Raw genomic sequence first — 18,671 nt, 5'->3', positions numbered from 1 at the left:
GATTATTCCATCCCTTCCTGAATCGCTTCAGTCAAAATATTGGCCATTTTCCTGAGATCGGAAAGCGGGGTCGCCAGAGGCGGCATAAAAGTGATCACATGGTCTAACGGACGGGTAATCAGGCCTTTTTCCCTCGCAACCCGGCAAACACGTGCTCCAACTGCCATTTCCCAAGGATAAAGCTCTTTGGTCTGTTTATCCTTTACGAGTTCAATCCCCACCATTAAACCCAACTGGCGGACTTCCCCCACATGAGGCAAGGATTTCATGGCTTCCAGCTCATTTTTCAAAACTTCGCTTGCCTGCTCTATATGGTGAAGCAGGTTTTCTTCTTCATAAAGATCCAGGTTGGCCAGTGCCACCGCACATCCCAACTGGTTTCCGGTATAGGAGTGCCCGTGGAAAAAGGTTTTGGCTTCTGCCTGATCCGCATAAAAGGCATCATAAATTTCATCTGAAGTTAATGTGGCTGCCACCGGCAAATAGCCTCCCGTCAGTTTTTTGCCAACCGTCATGATATCCGGCTGAACGCCTTCAAATTCACTGGCAAACATCTTTCCGGTCCGCCCAAACCCTGTCGCCACTTCATCCAGCAAAAGCAAAACATTGTATTTACGGCACAATCTTTCCACTTCGGCAAGATAACCGGGCGGCATCATGATCATGCCTCCTGCTCCCTGAACCATCGGTTCCACAATCAGCCCGGCTATTTTATCAGCCTGTGCCGCCAGCACTGCTTTGAGTTCATCCAGGCAGGCCTGCTTGCATTCCTCCGCCGTTCCGGGATAACGGTACGGATAAGGATAGGAAACCTTGATCGTATCAAACAGAAGACGGTCAAAAACCGAATGGAACAGATCCATCCCGCCGACACTTACCGCCCCTACCGTATCGCCGTGGTACGCATTCCTCATGCTGATAAATGCCTGTTTTTCGGGACAGCCAATGTTTTTCCAGTACTGGTACGCCATCTTGATCCCGATTTCCACAGCTGTGGCGCCGCTGTCAGAGTAAAAGACTTTCTGCACACGTTTTGGTGTCAGCCTGACCAGCCGTTCCGCCAGCAAAATGGCAGGTATATTCCCCATTCCCAACAACGCGGAGTGGGCCACTTTTTCCAATTGGTTCCGTATCGCCTCATTCAGGCGGGGTTGGTTATGCCCGTGCACATTCAGCCAGACAGATGAATTCCCGTCATAATACTCACGTCCGCGTACATCGATCAGCTTGACCCCTTCCGCCCGTTCAACAATAACGGGCTCCTCTTCCAGGTAGGTTTTCATCTGCGTAAACGGATTCCACAAATAGCGCCGGTTTTTTTCCAAAAGTTCCTGATATCGCCGGGCCGTCATCTTTCTCCCCCCTATTGTAAACTAAAATTTTATTTAGGTTTACATTAACAATAAGAGTATACCATAGTCCTTCTTTTTCGTGATAATAAAAAAACAAAATCCCTTTAGCAGAAGAGATTTTGCCTTTCAATAAGGTATGTTTATTTCCAGCTCAACCGATAATTTTTCTGGAACGGCATCTGACGTTGTTTCCCCCGATCGATTGCCAGACGCGTTGTCTTCGGGTTAAAAGCAGGCTGCCACTATTAGCAATCAGTCATTGTCAGGTACTTCCAAATCCCCAACGGATTATACAGGAGTTACCGCTTACTGTACCCATTCGCCTAATGACCGTAGTAATTTGCTCAATCCTCTTATCATCGACAGTGACAAAACGGAGTCCGAAGTTTTTTTGCCAAATATCATCTAGATAAATATAAATTATAGTATTTTTTCCTTAAATATTCCATATATGGTTCAATCGCAAGCGAAGATCCGGTTGCCCGCTCAACAATTTCGGCAGCCGTATATTTGCTGCCATGCTGGTAAATGTTTTCCTTAAGCCATGCATGCAAGGGAACAAAATTCCCGTGAACAATCTGTTCGGGAATCTCGGGACAGGCCTTTAAGGCGGCCTGGTAAAACTGGCTGCTCAGTATGTTTCCCAGCGTATACCCCTGGAACACCCCGCCGATAAAATCAAAATACCAGTGGATGTCCTGCAGGACCCCATCCCTGTCATTGGGCGGAACAAGCCCCAGATCCGTTTTGTAACGCTCGTTCCAGGCTTCGGGCAAATCCCTGATTTGAAGTTTTCCTTCCAGCAGGGCCAGTTCCAGATCAAAACGGATAATGACATGGAGGTTGTACGTCAGTTCATCGGCGTCGGTGCGAATCAGGGAACGCTCTACATGATTGATGGCGCGATAAAAATCATCCAGAGACACATTTCCCAACTGGGATGGAAACCGGGCCTGCAATTTTGGATAAAAATAACTCCAAAACTCCCGGCTCCTGCCAATGATATTTTCCCACAGGCGAGACTGGCTTTCATGAACACCGCATGAAATTCCGTTGTGCAACGGCGTTCCCTCATAGGCCGGATTGATTCCCATTTCATAGATCGCATGGCCTGCTTCATGGATCGTACTGAACAGCACTTCACTTAAATCCTGTTCTTTCACCCGGGTCGTGATCCGAATATCTCCGGCAGCAAATCCAATCATGAATGGATGCATGGCCAGATCCAGCCGTCCCCGTCGGAAATCGAATCCCATTTTGGCAATTACTTCTTTGCAAAAATCAAGCTGTTTCTGAACCGGATAAGCCTGCAACAGGCAAGAGCGATCCGATGCGGGCTGCTGCGTAATCTCATCAACAAACGGAACGAGCTGCCGGCGCAACTGGTGAAAAAGTTCCTGAATGTCTGACGCTTTCATGCCGTAATCCGACCGATTGATCAGTGGGTCGGCAATATGCTCCGATTCCGGAAAAAAGCTGGCATACTCCCGGCTCAGGTCCAACGTCTTTTCCAAACAGGGGGCCACCTTGCCAAAATCATTGGATTCACGCGCTTCCATCCAGATCTGGTTCGTTTTTGCAATATGTTCATAAAAACGGGAAATAAACCCGGTCGAAACTTTTTGCGCTTCCAAATACTGGCGTTTTGCCACACGAACGATAGAGGCCTGATCCGAATCATACGATAAAAAAGGCGGTTCGCTTTCCACCGCCTCCAGTAACTCTCCCAGTTCCGGCGCTGTTTTTTTCTGGTGGGCCAGTTCTCCCAGGACGGAAAGCTGTTTTCCCCTTGCTTCCGCGCCACCTGGAGGCATATGTGTATTCTGGTCCCAGGTCAAGACCGCAATCACAGACTCCAGATCATAAATTTCGCGCAACCTCTTTTTTAAACATTGCCACTTTTTATACAAAATTTTTCCCCCTATCTGAATAAAAATTTTTCCAATTCCATTGGATCGGCAGAGGTTATTTCCCACGATAAAGGCGTAATTCCATGGATTATTGTATCAAAATTCTTTTATACTAGCGATAGTATCTATATTAATATAATAAAATTATTTCCTGAAAAAGTTGACAAACAGTGTGCAAAGTGTGTATGATACAAGGAGAACATAAAAAGAGGCGGTATGATGAAAAAGCTAGATTGGATCGAGCAGGTATTTCACAGTTTAATTGAACAGAACCCGAAAGGAGTCACAGCCCGGCAGATCGGATCAGAACTTGGCCTCGACCGTTCCACGGCCAGCCGCTATTTAAACGATCTGGTAAGGCTCGGTCGAGCTGACAAACGGACAGGACGTCCGGTGCGATATTTGCCAAAAACCGGTTCAAAAGGCGGTTCCTGCTTGCCGAAACCGGCGACTGCGGAAAGCCAGGACTTGCTGGAAGATGCGTTGGCCGCACTGTTATATCCGCCAACGGGACTGCCGATTCTGTTTACAGGCGAAACCGGAGTGGGGAAAACATATTTGGCCAAAAAACTGGTAGAAGTGGCCATTAAAGAAAACTATTTCCCGCAGGATACCCCCTTTGTCGCTTTTAACTGTGCAGAATATGCCCAGAATCCGGAACTGCTTTTGGCCCAGCTTTTTGGTGTCAAAAAAGGGGCTTATACCGGCGCATTGGAGAACCGGGCCGGACTGGTGGAGCGCGCAAATGGAGGCATTCTGTTTCTGGACGAAATCCATCGCCTTCCGCCCTCAGGGCAAGAAATGCTCTTTTACCTGATTGATCAGGGAACCTATCGGCGGCTGGGAGAAACCTCCGTGGAGCATCCGGTGCAGATCCGCCTGATCGGTGCAACGACCGAAGCTCCGAAAAAGGTGTTGCTGCCTGCCCTTTCACGCCGTTTCTCCGTGCAGATCGAAATTCCTCCCCTGAGAAAACGCCCGCTTGCGGTACGCGAACGGCTGGTGGAAACCTTTTTTACCGAAGAGGCAAAACAGACAAAAATCCCAATCACGGTATCAGCAGAATGCCGGACCCGGCTTCTGACTTACCCCTGCCCCGGCAATATCGGCCAGTTGAAAAGCGATATCCAAATTGCCTGTGCCCGGGCTTTCCTGCGCCATATGAACCGGAATGACCGTCAGATTCACATTCAGCTGCAGGATTTGCCGGCCCATTTGCGCAACCAGGGCTGGGTCTCCGCCACCGTCGAATCGCAAATGGAAGAAAACTCAGCTCCGCAGATAGAACATGAAAACCATCATGCCGAAAGTATATACAGCCAATTGCTGGCTACCAAAGAACAACTGGAAAAACAGGACGTTTCCGCTTCTGAACTCAACCGGCGGCTGCAAGAAACAGTAAATAAATATATCTGCCGGCTGATGAGCTCAGCCAAAAAAAACGAGACGTTGAAGTTCAAGGATACCAATCTGTTTCAAACGATCCTGCAAATCATCAGGCAAAACGTTCGGGAATGGGAACACCCCTGTGCCCGATCCGTTACAGATACACAGATAAAGGCATTGGCCCTGCATATCCACGCCTTTTTAAGTCAGTCAAACCCCCGACCCAAAAAAGCATTGAACCACCTGGAAGCAGAACCGGTTTACCGGAAGCTGGCCCAAAAGATCGCAACAGCTCTTGATAAAAAATTGCACGCCCAGCTGCCGCAGGAGGAACTGGACCTGATTTCCCTCTTCTTTTCCCTGCAACAGCCCCGGCAGGCAGAAAAACCCCGGGTCATCGTGACCATTTGTCTGACCGGAGAAGGGGCGGCTGTCTCACTGGAACTGTGGCTAAAACAACATCTGCCCAACCTGGATCAGGATTTGCTCATCCGTTCCGTGCAAATCGATCCGGTCAGCCGCGAGTCGGCAGAACTGGACCGGCTGGCCGAATCTTACCATCTTGTTGCTGTTGTAGGAACGGTTCCGCCAAAAATAAAAAATGTCCCCTACATTCCGGCGTGGGAACTGTATCAACCAAATGGTCTTGAAAAACTGAAACAGTTGTTGACCGATTCCCACCCTCCAGCCCAAGAAAGCATTCCTGAGCGTGATGAGATTTTCCCATTGATGGAACAGGGGTTAAGGGAGACAGTCATCCATTTCAATCCCAAAAAATATATTGAACTGATCCGGAACCACCGGGCACCGCTTTCTGAAGCCTTCCACTGGACAACGGAACACGAACTGGGAATCTGGATGCACCTGGCGATCTACACCGATCAATTGCTGAAAAAACAGCTGTCCCACATTCCAGCCGGGCAGAAGCGAAGCGGAGAACATCCTTCTTCAGACCAGCCCATCTACTTGTGGCAAGATCTCCTGTTTCAACTGGAAAATGTTTTTTCCGTAAATTATCCTTCCATGACCGCCCGGGAAATGACCCGGCTGTCATCCACCTGAATACCAGTAAAATCCGATTTTCTATCAGCCATGATTTTGTGCATTGTGTGCAATTTTATTTGCACACAGTATTTTTTCTTTTTTCTACTTCCCGGCGTCATCATTCTTTTTCCTTTCCTGAATGATTTGGCATGTTTCTTGCTTCTAGATTTTGTGTGGTATTCATTTTTTCTTTTTAAGAATCAAGGCGGAAAGAAATGGGTTAAGATAAAGGATAAAGATCCATGCCTGAGCGGAAAACGAAAACAGACGGCCTTTTGTTTCTGAATTTGCCGGTGACATGGGAAAAAGAATTAGAGAAAAACAGGCGCAAACGATTCAGATGCTATCTCTTCCCGGATATAACGGAAATTCCTTTTCTCTCCACCTTGTGCACTTGCTTATCAGATCTTAATTCATAAACAGAAAGGAAAATGTACCATGGCAAAAAAGAAAGTAACCATTTCCAATCCAAGCGGTTTGCATGCTCGTCCGGCGGCACTTTTGGTAAAGGAAGCAGGGAAATTTAAAAGTACTGTTAAATTGGTAAAAAACGAGAAGGAAGTGGACGCCAAAAGCTTATTGGGAGTCATGTCGCTGGCCGCAAAGCAAAATGACGAAATTATTGTCCGCGCTGAGGGAGAAGATGCAGAAGAAGCAGTAAGCCATCTCACTACTTTCATTGAGCAACTCAAGGCTTAAGGAGGGGTCATGTTGGGCCAATTAATCAAAGGAGTCGCAGCTGCGCCAGGAATCAACATCGGTCATGCAATCTGGTGGCGCAAAGAAAAACCTGTCTTTGAAACACGCTCTATCCAGGATCCCGGCGCTGAAACAGAAAAGCTTGACAAAGCCATTGAAAAAGCAAAAGAACAAATCGAGCATTTACGCAATATTGCTGCTGAACGGATGAGTGAAGAAGAGGCTCTCGTGTTTGACGCCCACCTCGCATTCCTTGATGATCCCAGTTATACCGGGGAAATGAAAAACCGTATCAATAGCAAAAAGCAAAACGCAGAGGCCATTTGCCAGGAAGTTACTGAAGAAATGAGCCAATTGATGGCTTCCCTCGATGATGAATACATGCAGGCACGTGCCGATGATATTCGGGACGTGGGTTTTCGACTGCTAGTGATTCTGACAGGCAAGCAGCCTTTTGACCCGTCTCTTTTAAAACGTGGACATGTTGTTGTGGCAGAAGAGTTGACGCCATCGGATACCGCCCAGTTTCCCGAAGGAATCTCCGGCATGGTTACGGCACGGGGAAGCAAGACAGCACATGCAGCCATCATGGCCCGCACCCTTGGAATTCCTGCAGTATTGGGATTGGGGAAAAATATTGACCAGATCAAGGATGGAGACGTCATTGTTCTGGACGGAGACAAGGGAACCATCCGGATCAATCCCGACAAGGAAACGGAAGAAAAGATCCGCCAACAAATTGCCATCCAGAACAAAGCCCGTGAACAGGCATTGAAAGAAGCGAAAGCGGACGCCAAAACGGCTGATGGCAAACGGATTCAGGTTTTCGCCAATATCGGAAGTCTGGGCGACATCGATCTCGCATTGAAAAACCATGCTGAAGGAGTCGGCTTATTCCGGACTGAATTTCTCTACCTTGAAAATGACCATTGGCCGACAGAACAGGAGCAGGCTGATGCTTACGCCAAAGCATTAAAAGCCTTTCAGGGCCGCCCGGTAGTCATTCGTACGCTTGACATTGGCGGAGACAAGGAATTGCCGTATGCAGAACTGCCGAAAGAAGACAATCCATTCCTGGGTCATCGCGCCATCCGCTTTTGCCTGGCAAACCCGGATCTGTTTAAAACCCAGTTGCGTGCCCTGCTCCGTGCAAGCGTTCACGGAAACCTGTGGATCATGTTCCCGATGATTGAAAACTTTACTGAAATCAGACAGGCCAAACAGTTGCTGGAAAAATGCAAAACTGAATTGCAAAAAGAGGGTACTCCGTTTGCTGAAGAAATCCCCGTCGGAATGATGGTGGAAATCCCGGCTGCTGCCATTACTGCCGATTTGCTGGCACAGGAAGTGGATTTCATGAGCATCGGCACCAATGATCTTACCCAATATACCCTTGCCGCAGACCGTGGCAACGAACTGGTGGCTGATCTGTATGATGCGGCCCACCCGGCAGTATTGCGGTTAATCAAAATGACCTGTGATGCGGCAGAAAAAGCCGGAATCCTTGCGGGAATGTGCGGAGAGCTGGCCGGAGATCCCGCAATGACCAAAGCTCTGATCGGTCTTGGTCTTCATGAATTATCGATGAGTGCAGGAACCATTCCGGAAGTGAAACAGAATGTACGCCAGGTCGATTCACAAAAAGCAAAATCGCTGGCAAACGAACTGCTTGGAAAATCGGACGGGGAAGAAGTACGCAAAGTGATTCAGCAGCGCGGTTAAAAAAAGACCCGGGGTTTTTACAAAACCCCGGGTCTTTTCCGTACATAAAAAGGAATCCGAACTCTGTTCTGGATTCCTCACCATTTATATATTTAAACGGACACTTCTCTTACCTTTTGAATTGCTTCTGGTTGGACAACCTCAATGGGCCCAACACCTCTCCGAAGTACTTTATGAAAGGTTTGGGTCGGTTGTAGTACATTGAGCATGTACTCAATGGCAATCATGGGATTGATGGTATGACCGCAGGTATAACAGTCCAAAGCGGCAAACCCTTTTTCCGGATACGTATGAATCGAGATATGACTCTCCGAAAGCATCACCAACACAGTGGCTCCCTGAGGATCAAACTTGTGTGATTGGGCTGACAAGACTGTTGCTCCACACGCTTTTGCTGCTTCTTTCAAATGAACTTCCAAACGCCGAGCATCATTCAATAAGTCAAAATCTACACCCCATGCATCCATGGCTACATGCCTTCCGAAAGTAGAAAAACTCATTTCTTTCGGCCCCCTTCCTAGCAAAAAGTTGGTGTGAGCCAAATTCCGCTAGGATCTGCTTGTTCACCACGGGGGAAGGTTAGTCCAGTGAGGTCCCAACCCTTTAAGTGAATCCTGGATCCTACTAGCTCAATGTCACAATGATTAAATTAACACAATCTTTATCCATCTGCAATAGTTATTTCCCTGCAATACCAACCTGATATTGGCTGTATTTCATACAGAAGTCGGGTTTTTAGACCTTCAAAATGAAAATAGAACAAAAAATTGAACAAATTTTATTTACCGTTTTAAAAAAATTTGGCAAAACCAGATTCTTACGCTTGGCTGAAGGCTTGCCAACAAAGTGGAAAGTTGCGATTTTCAGAAGCAAAGTGATGCCTAAACCGCCACAAAGGAAACGACTTAATAAATTCCCTGCAGGGCTTGAGACAGAACAGAGTCCCAAAAATCGTCTTCCTACAAATATTTTCTAAATTTGCAACTCATCTGTTTGAATCTTCAATCAAATTTTTCGCCCAAATGTTCATATCTTCAAATTGCCCCGCAATGTGACTGTTTTGAATCAACCGCCCTTTATATTCAAATCCCCGCCTGGCAATAACCATATTCATCCCGGTAGAGACAGCCCGGGTCAGAGAGAACAGATAGGGTATTCCCAACTCTCTCATCCGTTGTTCCAAATCATAAATAATGGCACTTAACATTCCTTTTCCACGATAATCCGGATGGGTGGCACAATCGGTAATTTCCGCGCTCTGGTAACGGGAAAAAACGTCCGCGGAAGCTGAACTGACTATTTGCCCCCGGTCAGTAACGACAGTAAAATAGACGTCCTGATCCATGCACTGGCGGATAAACTCAGAATCATGGATTGGTGTGGGATACGTTTTGAATACCAACTTGTATAATTCTGCCAGTTGTTCTGCATCTTCCTTGTCAGCATGCCGCAATTGATACCTGGAATCCAGGGCGGGACGCTCAGCCACCGGATCTGCCTGTTCTGCCATCTCGACAATTTGATCCTTTTTCTGTTCGTCTTTCTGAACAGCGCGCTCATCCTCCAGAAAACGGGACAGGATGCAGGCTGGCTCCCCCTGGAAGAAACCGCTGATTTCCCCTTCCCTTTGAAAACCCAGTTTCTCAAAAAAAGAAACATCTTCCGGATTTGCATAAATCATCACTTTTCCAATATCCTTTTCCTTGGCCAGTTCTTCCAAATGAGCCAGGAGCGCTTCCACATAATCCTTGTTATAGTGCATCAGCTTGATCCGGCTATTGAATTCGTCTACCTCATAAGAAATATTATGCGGAATGGGTTGTGTTGTTTTCATTCCATTCTCCTCCATGCTGTTTTTAACAAGTCCATCCGGCAATTTGTTTTTGGCATTTACCGAATGCCCGAATATAATCATCAATACTTATACCCTGACTCTGAGAATAAAAACATGTTTTATCAGTAAAATTGGACTATTCGATAATAAATAAACAATGAAAAAGGAACAAACTGTGGTGTAAACTTTATTTAAAATGGGTAGGATATAATTTAGATGTCATATTAACCCTGCATCCCTAGGGGGCCTATTATGTACTTGACACCCAGAGAGCGTGGACTCGTTATCCTTGCTCTTACCAAAGTTTTGGAAACAGAACCTCCTTATGCCAGAGCAGATGAATATAAAAAACTGTTAGACCGTTTAAAAAACGAACATGATTGGGAAGAAGATGATTTCCATACACATCAATTTCTGTAAAACATGGATGGCAGTTAAAAAACGGATAACTCCCCCCCTTTCTGTCTGGCATACCAGTCGGGAAAGAGGGGGAGTTTTTATATGTTTTCTATTTCACTTGACAACCACAACTTTACCAGCCGGCCTGCGGATGTCTCTTTAACGTAACATTTCGAAACAGAAAGCACGGGTTCAGATCTTTCTCTGACAACAGTCGGGCGGTCACCAGCAAATTGAAAGGCTGGTAACCCCGTTTGTCTTTCAGCAGCAATCCGGCATGTTCCTTTGCAAACGCAATGGAATATTCCCGATCTTCATCCAGCCGGAAACAAAACAGATAGGCATCATTGCTTCGGTCATACAGCCATACATACTCATGGCCTTCCTCTGACTGATCCAGCTTTTCTGACCATTCCGGAACAGACAAAACCAGGGCAGCTGTGTCATCTTCGCCAAGCTGTGCCCAACCTCCATCTTCCGGAATGACTGCTTCCCGGACTTGCGGTATATATCGTGAACTCATAATCACCGATCCTTTGCCTTTATTTTTTTATATCTTGCTACAATTTTGTGCAACAGGGGGACAATGCATGTTAAATCCCATTGATCCGTCTCCACTTCCCGAATCGCATCCACGTCCCCAACCACCAGTGTGGGAACAGGATTTTTGGTGTGGGTTTTTACCCGCAAATCCTCGCTGTTCCCGTGATCACTGACCAGGACAATTGTATCCGACGGTTTTTTCAAACGGACAAGTTCTCCCAAAAATCGGTCATAATGGTGAGTCACATATTGAACCAACCAGGGAGCCTGCTTGTGCCCCGCCAGATCACTCAGGAAAAATTCATAAACAACCAGATCATAGTCCTCGGCAATGGACCACAGATGGGATGCCGCCTCTTCGGAGGTAACCTCTGTCAAATCCATCCCCTTCTTTTTCAGTGTCAGACGGGTAATATCATGATAAACCGCTTTTCCCGCCAGCAATTCAGGAAAAAAACGCAACGGTTCCCGGCTTGATTGAATTGTTGCCGTAGTTACGGATACCCAGCCACGTTTTGTTGCCGGCCGTTCAAAATATTCCCTGGTGTAGGCATTGGCAAAGGTTGCCTTCCAGCCCATCCGCTCAAATTGCAGGTAGATATTGTCAGCCTGAATCCATTTGCACATTTTTCGAAACGGCAGACCGCTTATATGTCTTCCCATTAATTTCGGTGCATTTTTCCCGGTAAAGATCGCTGCCTGGCCTGTGGCGCTCTGCGGGGTGCCTTCAACTCCCAATGACGGATCTGTCTTCAACAGACACAGATGGGAATCATGCCGGCCAACCGCATCTTTTACGAGCGGCATTCCTCCCAGCAACCGGCGTATGTGAGGGGTTGGCTGTGTAACCCATGGATTATAATCCGCCACTTCCCCCAAACCTACTCCATCAACAAATAACAAAACGACCGAAATCGTTGTCACCTCCATAACATAGCACACGATTGGCCTCAGATCCATTGTAACAAAATCAGGAAATCAGTTTTCAGACAAAACCGAAAATCTGAAGAACCTAAAAAAATTGCATCCATCTGCAAGCTTTTTAAAAAGAGCATGTTGGGAGATTTGTTTTTTTCCGCCTTCCTTGTACAATAAGGAAAGAAGGTAGAGGTGGAATTGATGCAAAGATTCAGCCAAATGTCAAAAAAGGATCTCCAGTTGGAAATCGAACACCTGACCCGGAAAATTGAAGAAGCAGAACTTAAAGGAATGGATCATGAATTGCCCGTCCTGGAACAAAAGAGAAATATCGCCCGTTCCTTTCTGATCGATCCGGCAGCAATCCAAAGCGATTGCTGGTATACCGTTGAAGGGCAAAACACTCATTTTTATGTTGAATATGTAAACGGTATAATGGCATGGGGAACACGGGAGAATTCCCCGGTCAAAGTTGCCATTCCCCTTGCTTTGCTGGCAAAGAAAATATCCAAATCATAATGGGAAAATGTCGGAGTGTCAGACAGATTTGTCTTCACTCCCTCTTTTTTTAAAATCACGGGTTAAATTTTGTTTTTTTGTACATACTACAACTAGGAGGTGTGTTCAAAACATGTATTACGTCATACGTGATTCGGAAAAATTACCACCATCAATCATTCATGAAGATAATTATTTTGCCTGGTATAATCCGCTTAAAAAGGACCATCGGGTTGAGTTTCGCGGCACGATGAACCAGTGCTATGATTTTATGGCAACCCGCTACGAAAACAAATAACAGCTATTGAGCCGCCGAATTGACTGAATTGTGCAAACAAACGAGTCAAAAAATAACCGGACACGTTCCCTGTTCCGGTTATTTTTCGTTATTATTTTTTCCTGTCTCTTACAGGAGGCAGGATTTTGTTCATATTTACTTTCTGTTCCCTGTTCCACGTACCTGGATCATTTTCGTCAAACTGCTCCAGAAACTGAATCACTTCACGAGTAATCGGCGTAGGTGTAGATGCACCTGCCGTAACTCCCACAATTTTCTTGCCTTTTAGCCACTCCAGGTCAATTTCTGTCACATCCGCAATCCGGTATGCATCAACACCAGCCACTTCTCTGGCCACTTGAGCCAACCGGTTGGAGTTGTTGCTGCGAGGATCGCCCACAACAATGACCAAATCGGTTCCCTTGGCCTGTTCGGCTACCGCTTCTTGCCGCTGCTGGGTCGCAAGGCAAATCTCATTATGGATTTCAACTGTCGGGAAACGCTCCTGCACTTTATCCATCAGATGCGAAATATCCCACTGGCTCATGGTCGTCTGATTGGTCACCAACAGTTTATCCGTGTCAAAATGCAATTTGTCGATATCTCTTTCTTTTTCTATCAAATGGACATGTCCAGGCGCAACGCCCATTGCTCCCTCCGGTTCGGGATGCCCGTGTTTACCAATATAAATTACCTCATATCCTTCGGCCACCTTTTCCCGGATCAATTCATGGGTCCGGGTAACATCCGGACAAGTAGCATCAACCAATGTCAGGCCTTTTTCCCGAGCACGGCGGCGTACTTCCTCGGATACTCCATGAGCAGTGAAAATCACCGTACCTTTGTCAATTTTCTCCAGAATCTCCAACCGATTAGGGCCATCCAGGGTAATAATCCCATCATTTTTAAACGCTTCAACCACATGGCTGTTATGGACGATCATTCCCAATATATAGATCGGACGTGGCAGATCCGGGTTTTTCGCCGCCTGGCGGGCCAAAACCATCGCATCCACCACTCCGTAACAATATCCGCGGGGTGTGATTTTAATTACTTGCACCAGTTTAACCTCCTGCCCCATTAAATAAATTGAGGGCTGTCAGCCCATCCCATTATATCCTATTCCAAACCTGTGGTAAACCAAAATGGACACTTGGATAAATCCCGCAAAAAAATTATGGCTCGTTTTCTGGAACATTCATCCCTGGTCATTCATAAGATACACTGTCATCATGAACAGAAGGATGTGAAGTTGGCTTATGGAAAGACCAGTGACACCTGCTCCCATGCCGCAGCCGCCGAAAATGCCGAAAATGCCGGAAATGCCCATGCCGCAGATGCCGGAACATATGATGCCCTGCATGCCATGTATGCCTATGTATGAGCTCCCGTGTGACCCGAGAATGCTCCGCCATATGTATCAGCATCTCAAAATTTGCCACAAATATGAACTGGAGATGCTGAAGTGGTACATGAGATATTGTTCCGGCCATCACGGTGATTGCCGGCGGCCCTGTTCTGACAACCCGCGTCGCTACCGTTACTATGAATCTCCTTATGATTCCCCATCCCGCCGCAGATGGGAAAGCCCCGACAATTATTGTTAAGACAAGGCCATCCTTCCTTTCAAACGCTGGAAGGAAGGATGGCCTTGAAATAATAAATCCCCGCAAAAGACACGAGTTTACGAGGTTCGCTTGAAATTATTGACAATTTTTTCTTCTTTCACGTACATAAAGTGTTGCCAAAATAAACGAGATAAACAATAGAAAGATGATGACAATCGATGATGAATCCAGAAAATTCCCATTCATGAGTACAGAACCTCCTGTATCTTGTCCACCCAATAATAATATATACTATATATTAGTATACATGTACAGAATAGGAATATTACAATCCCTTGAATGATAAACCTTGAACAATCCGCAAAAACAGCAATTATTCACTTCCTGTCAATGGTTTTTCCTCTGATTCATCGAACGGCAACACACCGCTGATAATCCGCATGATCGCATAGGTCCTCGCCTTGAAATCAAGTGCCCGCTCTGATTTTGAAACCGTCAGATTCAACTTGTCAATGCAATGCAGACAAACTGCAAACTCGTCATAAATTTGCTCCGGATCTTTGGTAATTCTCAATTCGGTTCTCTTTTTCTTCTTGTAGCAAATGGAACAGTGCAAATACATTTCTGTGTAATAGGGTTGTGGACCGCATTCCCGAATCGCATTCAATATTTCCTGTTCAATCTGGTCGACCAGGCGATCAAAATTTTTTCTTTTTGTGTGATCCCGCATCATTCATCCCTCTTCACTTTCCGGAAAATCCAATTAATCAACCCACGATCTTGTTTATGTTGAAAATAGTTTTATTTATTTTTTAATTATACATGCCTTGTTTTATTATTTGTTTGCTTTTGTAATTCTACAAGCACGCTTGAATTTCCTCTGCAAACAAGAATTAAAATTTGCATCCCGTAAAATCACCCTCACTTTTTCTGCTTAATTTTATGATATAAAATAAAATTTAATCAAGTCAACGATAATTTGCCTTTATCTGTTCTTTGTCGTAATATGTGAATATTTGAATTTTTTTGTCGTATGGAAGGAATAGATCAGACAGAGTGTCTAATAATTTTAAAAAGGAGGGGGCGAATATGGTCGTACGTAATCAATCAAAGTCTTTTCATGACCAGCGTTTGGGATACAAGTATCGCATACAGCACAAACGGGTACGCCCGGCTGTAAAAAGAACATTTCTCAAAATGGCAAAGGAAATGTTTCTCGACCATATTTCCAAGGATATTCCTTTCAGAAAATATGAATAGGACAAACCAGGCATTCTCCGTGGTCATGTTTTGAGCCAGCCCGGATTCGTTTCCTCTCCGAGTATTGAATCATTCCCCTCGATGGTCATTCGTTCGTTTACTTTTCCATTGTCATTGGTTTTGGGTATTCATGATTGGACCCTCCTGACCGGAACAGGAGGGTCTCTTTTTGGGATTGTGGGGAACGGTTTTTAAAGTGGCAGCAATCATTGAAGAAAAAGAGATTGAGAAATTGTTGGGAATATTGGCCGACAATGAGCGGCAACATTTTTCCCCAATCACGGGAGCCTATTCATTTTTCTTTTTCTCATCCAGGATCTCCACGTATCCGTTGGTCCCGTCCACACGGACGTATTGACCGTCTTTCAAAATTTGCGTTGCATTTTCTACACTGACAACAGCAGGAATTCCGTACTCACGGGCAACGACGGAACCGTGGGTCATCATCCCCCCGATTTCTGTGACCAGGGCTTTGGCCGAATGAAACAAGGGCGTCCAACCGGGATCTGTGCAGGGTGCGACCAGGATATCCCCTTTGTTCAGTTTTCCTTCTTCCAAGCGGCGAACAACTTTGACATAGCCTTCCGCAACACCCGAAGATACAGGAATACCGGTCAAAGCGCCGGGCGGTGCCTGCCCGTTGCTGATGCCCCCCGAGAATGTTTCCCCTTCGCTGGTGATGACCAGGGGAGGGGTCAGTTTTCGGTAAACCTCTTCCTTTGCCTTGCAAGAACGGATCCGTTCCTTGACCTCTTCCTTTTTCAGGCGGTTTTCCAGAAGCAGAACCAATTCGTCCAGCGTCAAATAAAAGACGTCTTCCTTCTGCCTGAGCATCCCTTCTTTATAAAGGGTTTGTGCTTCTTCCAAAATCGCTTCCCGGTAAAGGCTGAAATAACGAATAATGATATATTTGGGCAGTTCCCGGATTCCCACGGTATTTCGATAAAGAGCAATGAGCCGGGCCAGTTTTTTGGCTTTCCGGGCCCCGCCGCGCGTAGCTTTGACCCGCGCAAGCAAAGACTGGATCGCTTCCCGGGCTTCCTGTTCCCCTTGTTTGAATTTTTTCCGGTGCTCCTGCGGCGCATTGCTTCTCATATGGCTGAGAATGGACGGAACGAGCATGGTGGGCGCTTCTTTGTAGCGGACCCGTGTGATGTCGATTTCACCGGGTGCCCGGATCCCGAATTTTTCCATGAACCGGTCCAATTCAGCCCGAAATGTGTTGCCGCCTTCCACCTGGTTCAATCCTTCGTAAAACGTACGGTCTTCCGCCTGTTCCAGATAGCGGGCTACTTCGGGACAGGGTCTGGCCGCATCCGCCAAATCCCCGATCATCAACCCCATTTCGCTGGTGATATTGCCGGGAGGGGATTTTTGAATAGAGGGGTTCCATTCTTCTCCCAACCATTTTTTTATTTTTCTTTTGATCACCGGCAAGGTGATAAATCCGGCATAGGTGTAGGCCATGGGATCGACGATGGTCTCAAAAATAGCATGTTCCCGGATAAACCGGATTCGTTCCGCGCCGGAGCGTTTGGACAATGCCTGTTTGAATTGGGCCAAATCCTGTTCAAAAGTGGCAAAGGCCTGTTTCACAGCAAGCCCCGGATCTTCCCAATACCAGATCTGGATCAAGCGGGGAATAATCTTCCGGTAAAGGGCCAACATGAATTTCGCTGAGCGGAATGCTTTTCGCACCACGCCCCGCTTCGGTGCCAGCCGCTTGAAATCTTCGCTTTGCACCACTTTTTTCAGCGCTGACAGATTATCGTCCACGATTGTACTTTTGAGAATTTTGCGCTGGACGAGCTTCAGAAACAGAAAACTGGAACAATCCCAGTAGAGCCGGCCGCCTGCTTCAACGAACGAAAACGAATCATCATCAAAGGGAACGAATGATTGAAAAACCGAGCGTCCGAGAGGTTTCATATAGTCGGTCATCATTTGTGAGTGGCCAATCGAAAGATAGACCCGGTATTCGTCATTTTTGGCGGAAGGGACGGGATAAAGGGAAGTGATGGGCCGGCTCTGGAGAATATAGATGTTATCCCCGTCCAAACACCACTCAATATCCTGTTCGGAACCGTAATGTTTTTTGATCCTTTGCCCCAATTCCGCCAATTCCAGGATTTTCCGATCCGGGAGCGCCTGTTTCCGGAGAAGTTCGGGCGGCAGTTCCCTGACTTCTGTTCCGCCCTTACTGGCAGGGAAAACCCCTTTTTCCTTTTTCGCGATTTGTTTCTGGATGATTTCATGGTCACGCACTTTGTACAAATCGGCGGTCACAATGCCGGAAACCAGCGCTTCTCCCAGTCCGAACCCGGCATCGATGGAAACCGTGCGCCGATGTCCCGTCACCGGGTCTGCGGTAAACAGAATCCCGGACACTTCGGGAAAAACCATCCGTTGCACCACGACAGACAAGGAAACGGACTTGTGATCAAACCCGTTCCTGATGCGGTAAACGATGGCCCGATCTGTGAACAGGGATGCCCAGCATTTTTTGACCGCTTCAAGGAGCTGTTCTTCCCCTCTGACGTTCAGACAGGTTTCTTGCTGACCCGCGAAAGAAGCGGTTGGCAAATCTTCGGCGGTCGCGCTGGATCGGACCGCGTACGCATCATCTTTTCCCAATCTGGCCCAGGCCTCGATGATCGATGCTTTGATCGGGTTCGGAAGTGTGAGTGACAGGATGTGGTCACGGACTTTTTGTCCACATGCACGAATCTTGTCCAGCTGTTCCGGTTTCAACCGGTTCAAGTGGTTCAGCCATCGATCTGTCTCATCCAGTTCATCCATTACATGTCGATAAGCCGTTGTAGTGATGCAAAAACCGGGAGGGACTGGAAAGCCCGCTTTGGACATTTCTCCCAGATTGGCGCCTTTTCCACCCACGATCGGCAAGCAGTGACAATCAATTTCCTCAAAATGCATTACATATTTCACAACACTTCACTTCCCTTTCAAAAAAAATGAAGCCAGACTGTTGACCCGATGCCCAACCACCTTGCCAAATCGAAAAAGCCACGAGAAGGGAGTCTTCTCGCGGCTTTTTTGGCACCACAAAACAAACCATGGCACAGGACAACGATACTCCTCCTCTCATAACGCTTACGAGGTTAGCTGTCGGATTCGGGTGCTGAGAGTCACCCTACCCGGTGCTTGCCGGGATTCACCCCATGTAGCCCATGAACGAAGACATTGCTATGCGTGGTTCCCCCCTCCCAAAAACGGGATTCAGCGATTGGAATGGAGATTTTT

General features: G+C 46.7%; 18 protein-coding genes and 1 riboswitch. Of the genes, 9 read left to right on the top strand and 9 right to left on the bottom strand.

The features are described from left to right. Window positions 1-2: 2 nt before the first annotated feature. Both bioA and H2C83_RS07720 read right to left on the bottom strand, forming a co-directional pair. On the bottom strand, window positions 3-1,352 hold the full coding sequence (gene bioA / locus H2C83_RS07725) for an adenosylmethionine--8-amino-7-oxononanoate transaminase (protein WP_181739412.1): 1,350 nt from the start codon (window positions 1,350-1,352) through the stop codon (window positions 3-5). A gap of 401 nt (window positions 1,353-1,753) precedes the next feature. After that, window positions 1,754-3,262, bottom strand: a complete 1,509-nt coding sequence (locus H2C83_RS07720; protein WP_220184063.1) for a carboxypeptidase M32 — start codon at window positions 3,260-3,262, stop codon at window positions 1,754-1,756. A 216-nt stretch (window positions 3,263-3,478) separates the two neighbouring features. Between H2C83_RS07720 and H2C83_RS07715 the strand changes: the two genes are divergently transcribed. The 3 genes from H2C83_RS07715 (at window position 3,479) to ptsP (ending at window position 8,113) form a co-directional block, all read left to right on the top strand. Further along, window positions 3,479-5,710, top strand: coding sequence for a sigma 54-interacting transcriptional regulator (locus H2C83_RS07715; RefSeq protein ID WP_181739410.1), 2,232 nt, complete (start codon window positions 3,479-3,481; stop codon window positions 5,708-5,710). A gap of 420 nt (window positions 5,711-6,130) precedes the next feature. After that, window positions 6,131-6,391, top strand: coding sequence for an HPr family phosphocarrier protein (locus H2C83_RS07710; protein ID WP_181739408.1), 261 nt, complete (start codon window positions 6,131-6,133; stop codon window positions 6,389-6,391). Between the two features lie 9 nt (window positions 6,392-6,400). Then, entirely contained in the window at window positions 6,401-8,113 is a 1,713-nt protein-coding gene (ptsP, locus tag H2C83_RS07705; RefSeq protein ID WP_181739406.1) for a phosphoenolpyruvate--protein phosphotransferase, read from the top strand. Between the two features lie 92 nt (window positions 8,114-8,205). Here the strand turns inward: ptsP and speD are convergent, their stop codons facing one another. Beyond that, window positions 8,206-8,613: an adenosylmethionine decarboxylase gene (gene speD, locus H2C83_RS07700; protein ID WP_181739404.1), complete on the bottom strand. Its 408-nt coding sequence runs from the start codon at window positions 8,611-8,613 to the stop codon at window positions 8,206-8,208. A gap of 248 nt (window positions 8,614-8,861) precedes the next feature. On the opposite strand from speD, the gene H2C83_RS07695 reads away from it, so the two are divergent. After that, window positions 8,862-9,089: a hypothetical protein gene (locus tag H2C83_RS07695; RefSeq protein ID WP_181739402.1), complete on the top strand. Its 228-nt coding sequence runs from the start codon at window positions 8,862-8,864 to the stop codon at window positions 9,087-9,089. 9 nt (window positions 9,090-9,098) lie between these two features. Here the strand turns inward: H2C83_RS07695 and ablB are convergent, their stop codons facing one another. Then, the gene (gene ablB, locus H2C83_RS07690; RefSeq protein WP_181739400.1) at window positions 9,099-9,947 is read right to left on the bottom strand and encodes a putative beta-lysine N-acetyltransferase; all 849 of its coding nucleotides are present in this window, start codon (window positions 9,945-9,947) and stop codon (window positions 9,099-9,101) included. A gap of 252 nt (window positions 9,948-10,199) precedes the next feature. Here ablB and H2C83_RS07685 point away from each other — a divergent pair, with 252 nt between their 5' ends. Then, window positions 10,200-10,367: a hypothetical protein gene (locus H2C83_RS07685; protein WP_181739398.1), complete on the top strand. Its 168-nt coding sequence runs from the start codon at window positions 10,200-10,202 to the stop codon at window positions 10,365-10,367. A 112-nt stretch (window positions 10,368-10,479) separates the two neighbouring features. On the opposite strand, the gene H2C83_RS07680 is transcribed toward H2C83_RS07685, so the two are convergent. Continuing rightward, complete coding sequence (locus tag H2C83_RS07680; protein ID WP_181739396.1) at window positions 10,480-10,869, bottom strand: hypothetical protein; 390 nt, start codon at window positions 10,867-10,869, stop codon at window positions 10,480-10,482. A gap of 2 nt (window positions 10,870-10,871) precedes the next feature. After that, window positions 10,872-11,849 carry an alkaline phosphatase family protein gene (locus tag H2C83_RS07675; RefSeq protein ID WP_181739394.1) on the bottom strand — a complete coding sequence of 326 codons (978 nt, stop codon included), beginning with the start codon at window positions 11,847-11,849 and terminating at the stop codon, window positions 10,872-10,874. 159 nt (window positions 11,850-12,008) lie between these two features. Here H2C83_RS07675 and H2C83_RS07670 point away from each other — a divergent pair, with 159 nt between their 5' ends. Both H2C83_RS07670 and H2C83_RS07665 read left to right on the top strand, forming a co-directional pair. Continuing rightward, window positions 12,009-12,326 (top strand): DUF1811 family protein, encoded by a 318-nt coding sequence (locus H2C83_RS07670; protein ID WP_181739392.1) that lies wholly within the window; start codon window positions 12,009-12,011, stop codon window positions 12,324-12,326. 112 nt (window positions 12,327-12,438) lie between these two features. After that, entirely contained in the window at window positions 12,439-12,603 is a 165-nt protein-coding gene (locus tag H2C83_RS07665) for a hypothetical protein (RefSeq protein ID WP_181739390.1), read from the top strand. Window positions 12,604-12,694: 91 nt separating this feature from the next. Here the strand turns inward: H2C83_RS07665 and H2C83_RS07660 are convergent, their stop codons facing one another. Continuing rightward, complete coding sequence (locus H2C83_RS07660; protein ID WP_181739388.1) at window positions 12,695-13,642, bottom strand: 4-hydroxy-3-methylbut-2-enyl diphosphate reductase; 948 nt, start codon at window positions 13,640-13,642, stop codon at window positions 12,695-12,697. Window positions 13,643-13,759: 117 nt separating this feature from the next. Here H2C83_RS07660 and H2C83_RS07655 point away from each other — a divergent pair, with 117 nt between their 5' ends. After that, window positions 13,760-13,966 carry a hypothetical protein gene (locus H2C83_RS07655; protein WP_181739386.1) on the top strand — a complete coding sequence of 69 codons (207 nt, stop codon included), beginning with the start codon at window positions 13,760-13,762 and terminating at the stop codon, window positions 13,964-13,966. Window positions 13,967-14,523: 557 nt separating this feature from the next. Here the strand turns inward: H2C83_RS07655 and H2C83_RS07650 are convergent. Beyond that, on the bottom strand, window positions 14,524-14,883 hold the full coding sequence (locus H2C83_RS07650; RefSeq protein ID WP_181739384.1) for a hypothetical protein: 360 nt from the start codon (window positions 14,881-14,883) through the stop codon (window positions 14,524-14,526). Between the two features lie 356 nt (window positions 14,884-15,239). Between H2C83_RS07650 and H2C83_RS07645 the strand changes: the two genes are divergently transcribed. Continuing rightward, on the top strand, window positions 15,240-15,410 hold the full coding sequence (locus H2C83_RS07645) for a hypothetical protein (protein WP_181739382.1): 171 nt from the start codon (window positions 15,240-15,242) through the stop codon (window positions 15,408-15,410). A gap of 288 nt (window positions 15,411-15,698) precedes the next feature. On the opposite strand, the gene H2C83_RS07640 is transcribed toward H2C83_RS07645, so the two are convergent. Then, window positions 15,699-18,356, bottom strand: coding sequence for a phosphoenolpyruvate synthase (locus tag H2C83_RS07640; protein ID WP_312853877.1), 2,658 nt, complete (start codon window positions 18,354-18,356; stop codon window positions 15,699-15,701). Window positions 18,357-18,504: 148 nt separating this feature from the next. Further along, window positions 18,505-18,663, bottom strand: a riboswitch (cyclic di-AMP (ydaO/yuaA leader). Window positions 18,664-18,671: the final 8 nt, after the last annotated feature.

Source organism: Thermoactinomyces mirandus (genome assembly GCF_013868055.1).
Taxonomy (GTDB): domain Bacteria; phylum Bacillota; class Bacilli; order Thermoactinomycetales; family Thermoactinomycetaceae; genus Thermoactinomyces; species Thermoactinomyces mirandus.
This window is presented reverse-complemented; position numbering and strand designations above follow the sequence as displayed.